Annotated in this window: 12 protein-coding genes; 10 read left to right on the top strand and 2 right to left on the bottom strand. The window is 64.4% G+C overall.

Annotation, left to right across the window (positions count from 1 at the left end):
- Positions 1-78: 78 nt before the first annotated feature.
- The 10 genes from OS914_RS12335 to OS914_RS12380 all read left to right on the top strand — a co-directional run bounded on the left by OS914_RS12335 (position 79) and on the right by OS914_RS12380 (position 14,087).
- A complete protein-coding gene (locus OS914_RS12335) occupies positions 79-1,524 on the top strand; it encodes a dicarboxylate/amino acid:cation symporter (RefSeq protein WP_267546359.1) in 1,446 nt (481 codons plus the stop codon).
- 217 nt (positions 1,525-1,741) lie between these two features.
- Complete coding sequence (locus OS914_RS12340) at positions 1,742-2,395, top strand: TetR/AcrR family transcriptional regulator (protein WP_267546360.1); 654 nt, start codon at positions 1,742-1,744, stop codon at positions 2,393-2,395.
- Positions 2,396-2,460: 65 nt separating this feature from the next.
- Positions 2,461-5,172 (top strand): MMPL family transporter, encoded by a 2,712-nt coding sequence (locus OS914_RS12345; protein ID WP_267546361.1) that lies wholly within the window; start codon positions 2,461-2,463, stop codon positions 5,170-5,172.
- Between the two features lie 71 nt (positions 5,173-5,243).
- Positions 5,244-5,687: a VOC family protein gene (locus OS914_RS12350; protein WP_267546362.1), complete on the top strand. Its 444-nt coding sequence runs from the start codon at positions 5,244-5,246 to the stop codon at positions 5,685-5,687.
- 8 nt (positions 5,688-5,695) lie between these two features.
- Positions 5,696-7,096 (top strand): helix-turn-helix domain-containing protein, encoded by a 1,401-nt coding sequence (locus OS914_RS12355; RefSeq protein WP_267546363.1) that lies wholly within the window; start codon positions 5,696-5,698, stop codon positions 7,094-7,096.
- Between the two features lie 159 nt (positions 7,097-7,255).
- On the top strand, positions 7,256-8,779 hold the full coding sequence (exaC, locus tag OS914_RS12360) for an acetaldehyde dehydrogenase ExaC (RefSeq protein ID WP_267546364.1): 1,524 nt from the start codon (positions 7,256-7,258) through the stop codon (positions 8,777-8,779).
- Positions 8,780-8,835: 56 nt separating this feature from the next.
- Positions 8,836-9,234 (top strand): DUF779 domain-containing protein, encoded by a 399-nt coding sequence (locus OS914_RS12365; protein ID WP_267546365.1) that lies wholly within the window; start codon positions 8,836-8,838, stop codon positions 9,232-9,234.
- Between the two features lie 190 nt (positions 9,235-9,424).
- Positions 9,425-11,173: a PKD domain-containing protein gene (locus OS914_RS12370; protein ID WP_267546366.1), complete on the top strand. Its 1,749-nt coding sequence runs from the start codon at positions 9,425-9,427 to the stop codon at positions 11,171-11,173.
- Positions 11,174-11,210: 37 nt separating this feature from the next.
- A complete protein-coding gene (locus tag OS914_RS12375; protein ID WP_267546367.1) occupies positions 11,211-11,855 on the top strand; it encodes a Maf family protein in 645 nt (214 codons plus the stop codon).
- A gap of 429 nt (positions 11,856-12,284) precedes the next feature.
- Positions 12,285-14,087 carry an acetyl/propionyl/methylcrotonyl-CoA carboxylase subunit alpha gene (locus tag OS914_RS12380; protein ID WP_267546368.1) on the top strand — a complete coding sequence of 601 codons (1,803 nt, stop codon included), beginning with the start codon at positions 12,285-12,287 and terminating at the stop codon, positions 14,085-14,087.
- A gap of 78 nt (positions 14,088-14,165) precedes the next feature.
- On the opposite strand, the gene OS914_RS12385 is transcribed toward OS914_RS12380, so the two are convergent.
- A complete protein-coding gene (locus OS914_RS12385; RefSeq protein WP_267546369.1) occupies positions 14,166-15,575 on the bottom strand; it encodes an MFS transporter in 1,410 nt (469 codons plus the stop codon).
- 166 nt (positions 15,576-15,741) lie between these two features.
- Entirely contained in the window at positions 15,742-15,936 is a 195-nt protein-coding gene (locus OS914_RS12390; protein ID WP_267546370.1) for a hypothetical protein, read from the bottom strand.
- Positions 15,937-15,951 lie beyond the last annotated feature (15 nt).

Below are 15,951 nucleotides of genomic sequence, written 5' to 3' on the forward strand. Positions count from 1 at the left end.
CTTGGGGAATAAATTGGACGCGTCATAATTCGCAACCTGGACTGGAATATGGTACTGGGCTGCTATTAGCGTGTGGGAGTGACTTCAACCGCCCAGAATTCCACCGTCCGCAAGCCCGTCCGTAAACTTCCCAAGTGGGCTACGTCCTTCGGCGTCCAGATCATTGCCGCGCTCATCGTCGGCCTGATCCTGGGCTTGATCGCCAAATCGATCGGCACCGGTCCTAAGGCCGCTCCCAATGGCCTGGACACGACGCTGACCACCATCGGCAGCAGCTACGTCTCGCTGCTGCAGGCTGCCGTGGTCCCGCTCATTTTTACCGCCGTCGTCAGCTCCATCGCGAATCTCAGCCAAGTCGCCAATGCGGCCAGACTCGCCTGGAACACGCTGCTCTGGTTCGCCATCACCGCGCTGATTGCCGTGAGCATCGGCATCGGGCTGGGTCTGCTGTTCAAGCCCGGCGCCGGCACAGACAAGACCGCCCCGGCCAGCTATACCGGCAAGACCGGCGACTGGTGGTCCTTTTTGACCGGGCTCTTCCCCAAAAACTTCCTCGGCTTGGGTGCCAACTCAACCGTGGCCCAAGGGGCGGTCACCACCTCCATCAGCTTCAACGTGCTGCAGATCCTGGTGATCGCCATCGTCGTCGGCGTTGCGGCCTTAAAGGTCGGCAAGGCAGCCGAGCCGTTCCTGAAGCTCAACGCTTCCGCCCTCGCCGTCATCCAGAAGTTGCTCTGGTGGGTCATCCGCGTCGCCCCGATCGGTACCGTCGGTCTGATCGGCCACGCCGTCTCCACCTATGGCTGGGACACCATCGGTTCACTGGGTAAATTCACCGTCGCCATCTACGCCGGGCTCGTCCTGGTGCTGTTCGTGGTCTATCCGATCCTGATCCGCAGCCACGGCTTGTCCATCAGGGCCTACTTCTCCGGTGTCTGGCCCGCCGTTCAGCTCGGATTCGTCTCCCGGTCTTCGATCGGCACGCTTCCCCTCACCCAGCGCGTCACGGAGCGCAATCTCGGCGTACCCCGCGGTTACGCATCCTTCGCTGTCCCGCTCGGTGCCACCACCAAGATGGACGGGTGTGCGGCCATCTACCCGGCCGTCGCCGCCATCTTCGTGGCCCAGTTCTTCGGAATCCATCTCGATCTGACGCAGTACCTGTTGATCGTTCTGGTCTCCGTCCTGGGATCCGCCGCAACGGCCGGAACCACCGGTGCCGTCGTCATGCTCACGCTGACGCTCTCCACCCTGGGCCTGCCGCTGGCCGGCGTGGGCCTGCTCCTGGCGATCGATCCGATCATGGACATGGGTCGCACCGCTGTCAACGTTGCCGGCCAGGCACTGGTTCCGACCATCGTGGCCAAGCGCCAGGGCATCCTGGACCTGGCCCTCTACAACGCTCCGCGGAACGGCGATCCGTTCGCCGATGACACTCCGGCAGAAGACGCCGCAGCTGTGGCCGGCGCAGCGGACGCCGCCGACGCGACGAGTGCCCGCGACGGGGAACTTACCCGAGTTTAGAAGAGCCGGCGGAGGCGAAGCCGGTGCCGCCGCCGGTCCCCTGAATCCCGTGCCGCCTCCTGTCCCGTGAAATCCGTCCCGCCGGTCCCCGACCGGCGGGATTTTTCGCGCTGAACCGGTGGCATCAGCCACACTGGCTGCCCGCGCTGCACTCACCGCAGAAAATGCACTGTCTGCACAAGTTGCACCGAGTGCAACGGCCGCCTATCGTTGGATCATGACAACGACGGCCGCGGAACCTATCGCCCTATCGCGGCGCGAGCTGAACAAGGTCGCCACGCGTGAAGCCATAGCAACAGCGGCGCTGGAGCTGCTGCGGACCAACGGCATGAACGGTTTCACCGCCGACGACATCGCCGTGGCGGCGGGCGTTTCGCGCCGGACGTTCTTCAATTACTTCTCCAGCCCGGAAGCAGCCGTTGCCAGTTTCACGCAGAAATACCTGGACAAGGTCATCGAGCAACTCCTCCTGCGCCCGCAGGACGAGCCGTTACTGGAATCCACACAGCACGCGCTGACCGCCGTCGCCCCCACGGACCTGGCCACCCTGGCGGAAACCTTCGCACTCACCCAGGGCGACGCCCAGCTCTCTCGCTTCCAGCTCGAGGCATGGGATAACTGCAGCAGCAAGATCATCGCCGCCATTGGACGCCGCCTGGCCTTACCCGAAGGGGAGGCCGCCGGCGGCTCGGATGCCAATGGAGAGCTCTACCTGCATGCCCTCGTCCAGTCGGTGATTGCCTGCGGACGCGCGGCCGTCGAGGTTTGGTTCCGCCGCCACGGTGCGGACATCAGCGCCGCATCGCTCGCACAGCTTCGGGAGCTTCTCATCAGCGCCATCGGCCACCTGCGGACCGGCTTCCACAGCTGACTTCTGCTTTACTGCAGCCACTATCCATCGCAGCTAAAAATCACCCCTCAAGAAACGGACCCATCATGGCCTTGCTGCTCTACCGCCTCGGCAAATTCTCGGCCCGACGCCACTGGTGGGTGATATCCGCATGGGCGCTGATTGTGGTGCTGGTGGGCGGTTCCGCACTGCTTTTCCACGGCCAGACGTCCAACAGCTTCAAGATCCCCGGCACCGAAACCCAGCAGGTGGCCGACAAGCTTAAGGCCGATCTGCCCCGGTCCTCCGGGGGAAGCGGCAGCGTTGTCTTCGCCAGTGCCGACGGAACTCCCTTCACGCCGGCCCAGAAGGACGCCATCAGCGCCGCGCTGAAAAAGGCTGCGACGGTCCAGGACATCCGCGGCGTCACGGATCCCTTCAACACGCAGGCCACCCTCGACGGCGCCGCTGGCCAGATTGCCGACGGCGAAGCGAAGCTCACCGCTGCCCAAGCCAAGCTCGATGCCGGCAAACCGCAGCTGGACGCCGCCGCGGCCCAGCTGACGTCAGCGGCGCAGAACCTGGACGCGAGCCAGCGGCAGTTGGACCAGCAGAAGGCTGCCGCAGCAGCAGCGGGCAGCGCCAGCACTGCCACCCAGCAGTTCCAACTGGCCGCTGCGCAGGCCCGGATTGACGTGGGCCGGCAGCAGCTGGCGGCGGGGCAGTCCAGCTACGACCAGAACAAAAAAACGTACGACGACGGCGTGGCCGAAGTTGCGCGCCAGCGCTCCACCCTCGATCTGAGCAAGCAGCAGGCCACGGCCTCGCAGGCCATTCGTTTCGTCTCCGCCAACGGCCAGGCCGCGATCGCCCAGATCCAGTTCACCGGTTCGATCGACGGCATCAGCCCCGAGGTCCGCACCCAAGTCCAGGCAGCCGTACAGCAGGCCGCGGCATCCGGCGTGCGGGTTTATCCGAGCAAGGAAATCACCCAGGACGTCTCGGAAATCTTCGGCACCGCCGAAGTCCTTGGCATCGCCGTGGCCGCCGCGGTGCTGATCCTCATGCTGGGCACCATGGTCGCCGCCGGGCTGCCGCTGATCATGGCCATCATCGGTGTCGCCGTCGGGGTGGGCGGCGGCTTTGCCCTCAGCGGCGTGGTCGAGATGTCCTCAATCTCGCCCATCCTCGCGCTGATGCTCGGCTTGGCCGTCGGAATCGATTATTCGCTGTTTATCGTCAACCGGCACCGGCAACAACTGCTGGCCGGAATGGCTCTTGAGGAATCGGTGGCCACGGCCACCGGCACCTCGGGTAACGCCGTGCTGTTTGCCGGACTAACAGTGGTCATTGCCCTCTCCGCCCTGACTGTCTCCGGGCTGCCGTTCCTGGGCGTAATGGGCGTCGCAGCCGCGGCCACCGTCGCCGTCGCGGTCATCGTCGCCTTGACCCTTACCCCGGCGCTGTTGGGCCTGATCGGGACCAAACTGATCTCCAAAAGCGCCTGGGCCAAAGCCACGCCAAGGCATGGAAAACACGTCGCGGTGGAGGACCCCTCTGCGGAGACGGCCAAGAGCGGCAAGGGCTGGGGCGGGTTCGTTACCCGGCACCCCGTGCTCACCCTCGTCACGGCCGTCGTCGGGCTCGGCATTGTCGCCCTCCCGGCAGCGGGCCTGCGGCTGGCCCTGCCGGATGGCGGCTCTGAGCCGGTAAATTCCAGCGCCTATCAGGCCTACCAGCTGATCGGAAAGAACTTCGGCGAGGGCGTCAACGGGCCCATCATCGCCGTCGGCTCCCTGCCGGCCGGGTTAAGCGCCACCGACGCCCAGGCCTTGGAGCTGAAGGTGGCCAGTGAACTGCGGACGGTCCCGAATGTCGTCGCGGCGGTACCGGCTGCCCTGAGCGAGAACCGCCGGACCGCGGTATTCCAGGTCGTCCCGACCGAGGGCCCGGCCAGCGCCAGCACCGTCCAGGTCATCGCTGATCTGCGGGCCAAGGGCGCTCAGATCACAAAAGATACGTCCGTCACGCTCGGCCTGACCGGACAAACCGCTGCCAACGTGGACGTCTCCAACAAGCTCGGTGCCGCCCTGCCGCTGTACCTGGTCGTCGTCGTCGGGCTCTCGCTGGTGCTGCTGCTCCTGGTCTTCCGCTCCCTCCTGGTGCCGATCCTGGCCACCGCAGGCTTCCTGCTGTCCCTTGCGGCGGCGTTCGGAGGCGTGGTGGCGGTCTATCAGTGGGGCTGGCTCAGCGCCATTTTCGACGTTCCGAACCCGGGGGCGGTGCTCAGCTTCCTGCCGATCATTTTGATCGGGGTGCTCTTCGGCCTGGCGATGGATTACCAAGTGTTCATTGTCTCCGGCATGCGTGAGGCCCACGTGCACGGCCAGAGCGCCAAGCAGGCGGTGCGGACCGGTTTCAGCCACGCCGCCCGGGTGGTGGTGGCGGCGGCCATCATCATGACGAGTGTCTTTGCCGGCTTCATCTTCAGCCATCTGACCATGGTCCGGCCGCTGGGCTTCGCGATGGCCTTCGGGGTACTGCTGGACGCCTTCGTCGTCCGGATGACCATCATCCCGGCGGCCATGCACCTGCTTGGCAGCAGTGCCTGGTGGCTCCCGCGCTGGTTGGACAGGATTCTGCCGGATGTGGATGTTGAGGGCGCCAAGCTGGAGAAATCCGCGCTGGGAAGCAACCTCGCCTCCTCCCCTGCGGACACGGGCCCGGGCGCGACCCGGGGCCGGACCACGATCCGGACCACGGGCGGGGCTACGGGCGATGCCTCAGCCGATTTGGTGGACGTGGACGGGCATTCCTGACGCCCTCGGCTGCGCAACGGGTGCCGCACGCGGCCCTAGCCAACCGGGTGGCCGCGGCGGATACTGGGGACATGTCTGAAACCCAGATGGGTGGGGATCCGTCCGTGGCTGTCCCTGCCCCGACCGTATGGCCGGCGCTGCAGGCGCGCGACGCCGTCGCCCTGATTGACTATTTGGTGGACTGTTTTGGGTTCCTCAAGACGGCCGTTTACATGGACGGCGAGGAGGTGGCCCATGCGCAATTGGATTGGCCCGAGGGTGGCGGCATCATGCTCGGCAGTCATAAGCCGGAAGGCCCTTTCACCTTGAAACCGGGTACCTTCGCTGCCTACGTGGTCTCTTCGGATGTCCCAGCGCTGCACCGGCGGGTCCTGGAGAAGGGCGGCCTGACGGTGACGGAGCTGGTTCAGACGGACTACGGCAGCATGGATTTCTCGGCCAGCGACACCGAAGGAAACAACTGGACCTTTGGAACGTACCGCGGAGAACCCCGAACACCGCCGCAGGGCTCATGAAGCCGTAGATGGAACCACACCGCCGCCCATTGAGCCCGGCCGCCATCCAACACGGAGCGTTCGCCGCGCATGAAAATCTTCGCCAGTCTGCCTCCGGAGTTCTTTCCGGCAGCAGTTTGCGGCCGGAAGTGCGCGAATCGTGGGAACGGTCATTGCGTTACCTCGCCCGCCCCGCTGCCGTCCGACCAGCGCTGCTATGGGGAGAAGACGAGCTCGATGACTACCGGCGAGGTCACCCGCTGGCCGCTATCCTCCCCGTCATTGCCCAGCTTCTGGTCCAGCCAAGCCGCGATACCGGTCTGCTGGTTGCCGTGGGCGATCAGTACGGCAGGTTGCTGTGGGTCCAGGGGGACGCCACTGCCCGGGTCAAGGCTTCCCGGATCAACTTCGTCGCTGGGGCCGACTGGTCCGAGGCTGCGGTCGGGACCAACGCTCCCGGCGCCGCCGTGGCAACGAACCGGAGTATCCAGATCGCCGGCGCCGAGCACTTTAATCCGGGCGTGCATCCTTGGAGCTGCACCGCCGTCCCCTTACGCGACCCGGACACGGGCTCTATTCTGGGGATCCTGGACATCACCGGCGGCGCCGAGGCCGTGGCATGGCACACGCTCGCACTGATGAACGCAACGGTGGCAGCCGCACAGGCACAGCTGCAGGTCCTGCGGCTGGAACAACGCATGACTGCGCCGCAAGCCACCGAACCGCAAGCCACCGAACCGCAAGCCACCGAACCGCGGGCCAACACGGCACGGGCCGCCGCGGCGCGGACCCCCGTGGCGCGGGCCGCCGCACCCGCGACCACTGCCGAAGCGCCGCAGTTGACCAGTCTGCAGATCCTTGGCCGCGATCACGGGCTGCTGCACGTGGCCGGCCGCACCCTCACGCTGAGCGAACGCCATACCGAAATCCTTACCCTGCTGGCCCTACATCCGCGCGGCCTCTCCGCTGAGGAACTCGCCTCCATGGTCTATCCGGAGCGTGCCGCGGTACCCACCGTCCGTGCTGAAATGGTCCGGCTGCGGCGCTTACTGCGGGGATATTGCCAGGCCCTGATCCCGACGTCACGCCCGTACCGGCTGCCCGCCGAGGTGGCCGTCGATGCCCAGCAGGTGCTGACCCATCTGGGCCGGGGAGCGCACCGCCTGGCCTTGAGCAGTTACCGCGGGGAGGTCCTGCCGCGCTCCGAGGCGCCGGCCATTGTCGATCTGCGCCGCTCCGTAGGCGCCCTGCTCCGGGAGGCGATCCTCACCGATGCCGGCCCGGACGTGCTCCTGCAGTACCTTCAGCTGCCCGAAGCCAAGGACGACGGCGATGCGTGGCACATTGCGCTGCGCCTCCTGCCGCTCCGCTCACCCAGGAGGGCCGCCGTCGTCGCCCATTTGGAACGGCTGCGCGCCGATTCCGACTGAGTGCCACGCTCCGCAACCGCACCGCAACCTTAGTGCAACCTGTGCTGGCCTACGCTGTGCAGCAAGGACGACGCCGTCCGCGTGACTGCACCATTATGACTGCACAGCATGACCACACCAACATGACTGCACCAACATGACCGCACAAGGGAGCACACCATGACCGTTTACGCCCAGCCCGGACAGCCCGATGCGAAGGTCACCTTTAAGGACCGGTACGAGAATTGGATCGGCGGCGAATGGGTTGCCCCGGTGAAGGGCCAGTACTTCGAAAACATCTCCCCCGTCACCGGCAAGGCATTCTGCGAGGTGGCCCGCGGCACCGCCGAAGACATCGAGCTGGCTCTGGATGCCGCACACAAGATCGCCCCGTCCTGGGGAAAAACGCCGGTGGCGGAACGGGCCGCGGTGCTGAACAAAATCGCGGACCGGATTGACGAAAATTTGGAATCCCTCGCGGTCGCGGAGACCTGGGACAACGGCAAACCGATCCGCGAATGCCTCGCCGCGGACATTCCGCTGGCCGCGGACCACTTCCGCTATTTTGCCAGCGCCGTCCGAGCGCAGGAAGGCCGGCTTTCCCAGCTCGACGACGACACGACCGCCTACCACTATCACGAACCCCTCGGCGTGGTCGGGCAAATCATTCCCTGGAACTTCCCGATTCTAATGGCTGTCTGGAAGCTGGCCCCCGCGCTGGCGGCGGGTAACGCCGTCGTGCTTAAACCGGCCGAACAGACGCCGACGTCGATTCTGCTGCTGATGGAACTGATCGGCGATCTGCTGCCCGCCGGGGTGCTGAACGTTGTCAACGGCTTCGGCGTGGAAGCCGGGAAACCTCTGGCCTCCAGCCCGCGGGTCCGCAAGATCGCGTTCACCGGCGAGACCACCACCGGCCGGCTGATCAGCCAGTACGCCAGCCAGAATCTGATTCCGGTCACGCTGGAGCTTGGCGGCAAGAGCCCAAATATTTTCTTCGCCGATGTCGCTGCGGCCCATGATGCGTTTTACGATAAGGCGCTGGAAGGCTTCACCCTCTTTGCCTTCAACCAGGGGGAAGTCTGCACCTGCCCTTCCCGTGCCTTGGTCCAAGGGTCCATCTACGATTCCTTCATGGCGGATGCGGTCGCCCGGACGGAGAAAATCATCCAGGGCAATCCCCTGGACACAAACACGCAGCTCGGCGCTCAGGCTTCCAACGATCAATTGGAGAAAATTCTTTCCTATCTGGACATCGGCAGGCAGGAGGGCGCCAAACTGCTCACCGGCGGTGCACGGGCGGAGCTCGACGGCGACCTGGCCGGCGGTTACTACGTCCAGCCCACAATCTTCGAGGGCACCAATGATATGCGCATCTTCCAGGAGGAGATCTTCGGTCCGGTGGTCTCTGTGGCGCGGTTCACCGACTACGCCGATGCCCTGCACATGGCCAATGACACCCTCTACGGGCTCGGCGCCGGTGTCTGGTCCCGCAATGGCAACGTGGCGTACCGGGCGGGTCGGGAGATCCAGGCCGGACGGGTCTGGGTGAACAACTACCACGCTTACCCGGCCGGTGCGGCCTTCGGCGGATACAAGTCCTCCGGCATCGGACGCGAAAACCACGCCATGATGCTCGATCACTACCAGCAGACCAAGAACCTGCTGGTGAGCTACTCGGAGGACAAGCTCGGCTTCTTCTAGGCCGTTCTTCCCGCCAGATCTGATTCGCTGCAGTTCCAGAAGGAAGGACGACGACGATGGCCGCTGCGCTGCTCGACGCCAGTATTACGGTCCCCGAGGAGACCCAATCCCGCGTGGCGCTGACGGCCGCCGCCGTCGACCTTCTGCTGCTTTTATGGCAACGGCACGGGCCGCTGATGTTCCATCAGTCGGGTGGTTGCTGCGACGGCTCCTCGCCGATGTGCTTCCCTGCCGGCGAATTCCTGACCGGGGATCAGGACGTGCTGCTGGGCCGCTTTGAGCTGGCGGATCCCGCAGGCAGCAAACCCCTGGAGTTCTGGATGTCCGGCGAGCAGTTCACGCACTGGCGCCACACCCATCTGACCGTGGACGTGGTGCCGGGGCGAGGCAGCGGCTTCTCGGTCGAGGCACCCGAGGGGGTCCGCTTCCTGATCAGGTCCCGCCTGATCGACTAACCCCGACGATCAGCAGCACCGCCGCCTCAAAGGAGAAATGCTCTGGACGCTGGGCTGCGGCGGAGATATCATCCCACTAAGGTGTGCTGGGGACCCGCTGCGGCGCTGAGATGGCTTGGGCAACGCAGAGGACATATATTCGTTGCTTTCTTTGTGAAGCCGGGTTCTAGCGAGGTACACCGTGGCCTACTTGGGTGCAGTAAAACGACTTCTGGCAGTCCTCGCGACCGTTTCGGCCGTCGTCGGCCTGGGCCTTGCCACAGCCATCACCGCAACCGCAGGAAGCTTTTCTTTACTGTATTCGTACACCTTCGGGGACTCGTTGACGACGGTTGCGAATGCGGCACCCGTGAACGCCAGCGCGACACTATCCTTGAAGGGCTCTGTTTCCGTCCCGGCCGGCGGAGCCGCCGTCCATTTCGACGGCGATACCGTAGCCAAGGCGTCAGTCGGCATCGCCCGACCAACATCCGGACCGACGATGAGCGCTACCGCCCGGGAGGCCTATGGCGCGGTCGTTAAGTTCACTCACCAGCTCGTCGGCACGCAGAAGTGTTTTCTGGACTCGCATAACTACACGCAGATCGGTCGCTTTGGGACTCAGTTATCCCAGATGAAGATCCAGGCAAGCAAGTGCAGCACGAATTCCGGCGCGGTCTTTCCGGAATGCCGGGTCGCAGGGTCACTGAGCGCTACAACGATTCCCGTAGTCCGCGGGACCCAAGCCCTCCTCAATGGGATGACGTACCTCGTCAGCTGCATCAAGGATCCGGACGGTCTTACCGGCAAATCGACGATAACCCTGGAAACGAGCAGACTGGAGCCTGGTGGCCCTGTAACCACTAGAAACGTTGTTACCGTGGCATCAACTGGAGCCTTCACCTCCTACGAATGGCTCAGCGTTGCCAATAAGTACCCGCTTCCGGTGGCCAGCGAAAATACCGATCAGGTTGTCGGCGACGTCTATCGAGTTGCATTCTGCAAAGCGGGCTCCACTCCGGACGTCCAAAGCTGTCTTGCGCAACCGGCACCGGCGAATCGGGCCCCAGTCGCAGCGTTTACGTCTCGCACTACCGGCCTCTCAGTGGCTGTTGATGCCAGCAGCTCTACTGACAGCGATGGTACGGTCGTTTCGTCCAGCTGGACCTTCGGAGATGGAAGCAGTGCGGGCGGATCCACGGCCGCGCACGCCTACGCGGCGGCGGGCACGTATACGATCACGCTGACCGTGACAGACGATCAGGGGGCCACCGGAACGGCGACAAAAACCGTTTCCGTTACCACCGGTGTACCCGCGCAGGGTGCAGTGACGTTCCGGGGCGCCAGCCAGACGAACGTCAACAGCACCGCGCCAAGCCTAACCGCCCCCACGCAGATCAAGTCCGGCGATGGTCTGCTGCTGTTCGCCACGGTGAACAGCACGGCTCCGGCGGCCGGGCCGCCCTCCGGCAGTAGCTGGCGGCTGATCGGTTCCCGGGCCGACGGTAGCGTACAGACGTTTCTTTGGGCGAAAACCGCCAACGCCAGCGATGCCGGATCCACGATCACCGTCCCGCTTGGTCTAATGGCCAAGGCCGCGGTGCAGCTGGTCGCTTACTCAGGAGTCACTGGCCCCAACTGGATCGACTCAGCAGTATCAGATATCCGTCTGACCAGCGAAAATACGCGGACGACCCCGAAGGTGGCCGTCAGCAGCCCCGGCAGCACGCTGGTCTCCTACTGGGCGAATAAGTCCAGCGTGGACAACGGTTGGGCCGCGGACCCCACAGTGATCCCCCGATCCCAGACCACCGGCATCGGCGGCGGCCGGATCACGTCCCTGCTCGGGGACAGCGCCGTTCTGGCCCCCGGGGACAGCGGTCAAATTGTCGCGACACCACTGGCCTCACCAGATACTAAATGTGCAATGTGGTCGGTGGTTCTTCGAGCCGGGGCGTAGACCAAGTGGGCTTCGCACACGGGCTAGGCTTGGACCCGTGACTGATTTGCGACTCATTCTGGCCTCCGCCTCCCCCGCCCGCACCAAACTGTTGACCGATGCCGGCATCGCCCATGACGTGCTGGTCTCTGACGTGGACGAAGACGCGACCACGGCCCGCTACGGGATCACCGATCCGCACGATACTGCCCTCCTGTTGGCGCGGGCAAAGGCCGAAGCGGTGGCTTCTGAATACTCCGCGGATGGCGCCCTGGTGCTTGGCTGCGATTCCGTCTTCGAATTCGATGGCCGGTCCTTCGGGAAACCGTACGAGGCGGACGTCGCGCGCGAGCGGCTGCTCCGGATGAACGGGCGCTGCGGCATATTGCACACCGGGCATTGGCTGGTGGACAACCGCGCAATGGGCCACGATGAAGCCGACGGCACCGGTTCCGGCGCCACGGTTGGCGCCGTTGCCTCGGCAGAGGTCCATTTCGCCACCATGAGCAGTGCGGAGATCGATGCCTATATCGCCACCGGCGAACCGCTTCAGGTGGCGGGCTCATTCACCATCGACTCCCTGGGCGGCGCATTCATCGAACGCGTCGACGGTGACCCGCATGCCGTCGTCGGCCTCTCCATTTCCACGCTTCGGACACTACTGGCGCAGGCGAACGTGAACATAACCGACCTATGGAAGTGACGTGTAGCAACACCTGATAATTTGACGCCGGCCCGGTACTGGCCTTTTCCGCCATGGTCTGGGCAATATTCACCACCTCCGTATGGCCGATGTTTCAACGGTCAACAAAGAACGGCTACAGCTAGCGCTTCCTGACCTCCCTCTTTGGCTACTTCGCCGCGTACACCGCAGCACTGATCGTCGGGGCGGTCTATTTTCGCGACGGTAACTTCTGGTTCTACATCCCGGCCGCCAGCCGGCAACCCTCGGTCAGCAACGCACCCGGCAGTGATCGGCGTACGCCCTGGACCGCAACGGCAGAATCCGGAGCCGGGGCGATTTTGTAGGATCCCTACAAAGAATGCAGTCCAGTCCCACAGAAACGGCATGGTGCGTGGGGTAAAACCTCAAAACCGCGCTAGGCTCCCAAGGGAATAGAAGGAGTCCCGTGTGAGAATTTCACCACCAGCCGCGGTCATCACCAAGGTGCTTATTGCTAACCGCGGGGAGATTGCCGTCCGCATCATCCGCGCTGCCCGCGATGAAGGGATCGTTTCGGTCGCTGTCTATGCGGAGCCGGACCGCGACGCACTGCACGTACGGCTGGCCGACGAGGCCTATGCCTTGGGCGGCAGCAGCGCCGCGGAGTCTTACCTGGTCATGGAAAAGATTCTTGACGCCGCAGCCTCCTCCGGCGCCGACGCGATCCACCCAGGCTACGGTTTCCTGTCCGAAAACGCCGATTTTGCCCGGCAGGTGATCGATGCAGGACTCATCTGGATCGGTCCGTCCCCGGAGGCCATTGCTTCTCTAGGCGATAAGGTACGGGCCAGACATATCGCTGAAAAGGTCGGCGCCCCGCTGGCCCCCGGCACAAAAAACCCCGTCGGCTCGGCCCAGGAAGTGCTGGATTTCGCGGACGAGGTCGGTCTACCGCTGGCCATCAAGGCGGCCTACGGCGGCGGCGGGCGCGGCATAAAGGTTGTCCGCGACCGCAACGAAATTCCCGATGCCTACGAATCCGCCGTCCGCGAGGCCGTTTCCGCATTCGGCCGCGGCGAGTGCTTCGTGGAGCGTTATCTTGACTCTCCCCGTCACGTTGAGACACAGTGCCTCGCCGATGCCGCGGGCAACGTCGTCGTCATTTCAACCCGCGACTGCTCACTACAGCGCCGGAACCAGAAGCTGGTCGAAGAGGCGCCCGCGCCGTTCCTGAGCGCCGAGCAGAACGCGCGCCTGTACGAGGCCTCCAAGGCGATCCTGAAGGAGGTCCACTATCAGGGTGCCGGAACATGTGAGTTCCTGGTTGGCATGGACGGCACCATTTCCTTTCTGGAAGTCAACACCCGCCTGCAGGTGGAGCATCCGGTGTCCGAGGAAGTATCCGGCCTGGACCTGGTCCGCGAGCAGTTCCGATTGGCCCGCGGCGAGGATCTGGGCTACTCGGATCCTCAAATCCGCGGCCACGCCTTCGAATTCCGGATCAATGGCGAGGACCCGGGCAGGAATTTCATGCCTGCGCCGGGCACGGTCGAAACTCTGAAGCTGCCCAGCGGCCCCGGCGTGCGCGTCGATTCGGGCATCGAGGCGGGCGAGGTGATCGGCGGGAACTTCGATTCCCTGCTGGCCAAGTTGATCGTCACGGGCGCCACCCGCGCGCAGGCCCTGCAGCGCGCCGCCCGAGCCCTGGCCGAGATGGAAATAACGGGCATGCCCACCGCCCTGCCGTTCCACCGGGCCGTCGTCGCTGACCCGGCCTTTGCGCCGTCGGACGGCTTGCCGTTCACCGTGCACACGCGGTGGATCGAAACCGAATTCAACAACACCATCCCGGCATTTGTCCCGGCCGGGACCGGTTCGGGAACCGGCGACGACGACGGCACCCGGCAGCGCGTCACCGTTGAGGTGGGTGGGAAGCGCCTGGAGGTGGTCCTCCCCGCATTCCTGGCGTCCCGGCCATCTGCGGGGTCCAAGGATGCCAACGGCAAGTCGAAGAAGAAGTCCGCGCGGCGCAGCTCAACCCCGGCGGCCGCCAACGGTAATTCGTTGACCTCACCGATGCAGGGAACCATTGTCAAGGTGGCCGTAGCGGACGGTGATGTTGTTGCCGAGGGAGACCTAATGGTAGTGCTGGAGGCCATGAAGATGGAGCAGCCCCTCACCGCGCACCGCTCCGGCACTGTCACCGGTCTCGCTGCTCTCCCGGGCGACACGGTCTCCGCCGGGGCCGTCCTGGCCACCATCGAGGACTGACCGACCACTGACAGGTGCGCGTGCTGGGCTGAATCGACCTTCAGCCCAACACGCGCACCTGTTGGTTCCTAAGCGACGCTAGCTGACGTTGGCGGTGTAATCCAGGTCCTTGGTTTCCTTCATCAGGACTAACGCGACCAAGGTCAGAGCCGCCATCGCGCTGAGGTAAAGGCCTACCAGGAAGGTGCTGCCGTGCGCCGCCTGCCAGAGGGCGACGGCGATGAACGGCGCCACCGCCGCGCCCAGGACGCTGGAGAGGTTGTAACTAACAGCGGAACCCGTGTAGCGGACGTTGGTCGGGAATAGTTCCGGCAGCAGCGCTCCCATCGGACCGAAGGTCAGTCCCATCAGGATGAATCCGATGATCAACAGGGCTTGGGCACCGGCAAACCCGGCGCTGAACAGCGGCACAAAAGTGAACCCGAAGACCAGGATCGCCGATGTGATCACGATCAACGACTTCCGGCGTCCGTACTTTTCCGCCAGCGGTCCCGCCACAAGTGTGAAGATGCCGAAGAAGACGACACCCACAATCAGCATCAGCAGGAAATCATTACGCGTGTAGCCAAGGCCCGGAACCCAGGCATTGACAGCAGTCTGCGTCATCGGTTTCCCGGCCTTGACAGCCGCGCCCTTGGCGGAATCCAGCGTCGCAGCGGCAGTGCCATAAGTCAGCGTGAACGTCGTCATCAGGTAGAACAGCACGTAGGTGGCCAGCATGACGAAGGTGCCAAGGACCAGCGGGCGCCAGCTGGTGCGGAAGACTCGGCCCACCGGCAGCTTGGACACCTCGCCCTCGTCCAACACCTTTTGGAATGCCGGAGTTTCCACCAGTTTAAGCCGGACGTACAGCCCGATGATCACCATGATGGCGCTGAGCAGGAACGGAATCCGCCAGCCCCAGGCCGCAAACTGTGCGGTGGTCAGCGTCAGGTTAAGGATCAGGAACAGACCGTTGGCAATGATGAAGCCGACGGGCGCACCCATCTGCGGGAACGTGCCCCAGATGGCGCGTTTTCCGGCCGGCGCGTTCTCAGTCGCCAGTAGGGCCGCACCGCTCCACTCCCCGCCCAGGGCCAGGCCCTGCGCGAAGCGCAGCAGCACCAGCAGCGCCGGTGCCAGGAATGTCCAGCCGGGGACCAGCGCGGTCGGGAGGCAGCCGATGAGGAACGTTGCGATTCCCATCGTCAGCAGGGACGCCACCAAGGTGCCTTTTCGCCCGAATTTGTCTCCGAAATGCCCGAACAGTACAGAGCCGACAGGGCGCGCCACGAAGGCCACCCCGAAGATGGCGAAGGAACTCAGCAGCTGTGTGGTGCTGTCCGCATTGGGGAAGAACAGTTTCGGGAAGACGAGGACAGCAGCCGTGGCATAGACGTAAAAGTCGTAAAATTCGATGGTCGTGCCCACCAGGCTGGCGAGGATTACCCGTCCGCGGGTATTTACTGTGGGAATAACGGGTTCGGAAACCGTTTTGGTGCTGCTCATGGAACCGACTTTCATACGGCCGGTCACGCCAGTCGGCAGACCGGCGTTGGCGAGGATCAGAAGATCATATTAGATCCCCAAGTCCGCCCCGTGGATAAACGATCTCATTATTTGGACGCTGCAAAGCTGTGCCCGGTCCGGGCAGCTGCCTCGGTCCGCCCCGCCGTCAACTTTCCGGCGCGTCCGCTGCTGGTTCTCCGCCGTCGTCGGCCCCGTTGTCTTCGCCCTCCGCGGCCAGCTGCGCATGCCGGCGGTCGTCCCCTTCCGCGGTATTGCCGTCCTGCGCCTCCGGGTCCGCTCCCTCTGCCGGCGCCTCCCCGTGGGCTCTGTCCGCGTCTTTTCCTGCCTCGTGCCGGTCCATCTCATATCCTCTTTT

This window comes from Arthrobacter endolithicus (assembly GCF_026627425.1).
GTDB lineage: Bacteria > Actinomycetota > Actinomycetes > Actinomycetales > Micrococcaceae > Arthrobacter_M.

Bases quoted from the DNA above. Each gene is read 5' to 3' on its own strand.
- OS914_RS12340 (WP_267546360.1), top strand. From the start codon at position 1,742: ATGACAACGACGGCCGCGGAACCTATCGCCCTATCGCGGCGCGAGCTG.
- OS914_RS12345 (WP_267546361.1), top strand. From the start codon at position 2,461: ATGGCCTTGCTGCTCTACCGCCTCGGCAAATTCTCGGCCCGACGCCAC.
- OS914_RS12350 (WP_267546362.1), top strand. From the start codon at position 5,244: ATGTCTGAAACCCAGATGGGTGGGGATCCGTCCGTGGCTGTCCCTGCC.
- OS914_RS12355 (WP_267546363.1), top strand. From the start codon at position 5,696: ATGGAACCACACCGCCGCCCATTGAGCCCGGCCGCCATCCAACACGGA.
- exaC (WP_267546364.1), top strand. From the start codon at position 7,256: ATGACCGTTTACGCCCAGCCCGGACAGCCCGATGCGAAGGTCACCTTT.
- OS914_RS12365 (WP_267546365.1), top strand. From the start codon at position 8,836: ATGGCCGCTGCGCTGCTCGACGCCAGTATTACGGTCCCCGAGGAGACC.
- OS914_RS12385 (WP_267546369.1), bottom strand. From the start codon at position 15,575: ATGAGCAGCACCAAAACGGTTTCCGAACCCGTTATTCCCACAGTAAAT.
- OS914_RS12390 (WP_267546370.1), bottom strand. From the start codon at position 15,936: ATGGACCGGCACGAGGCAGGAAAAGACGCGGACAGAGCCCACGGGGAG.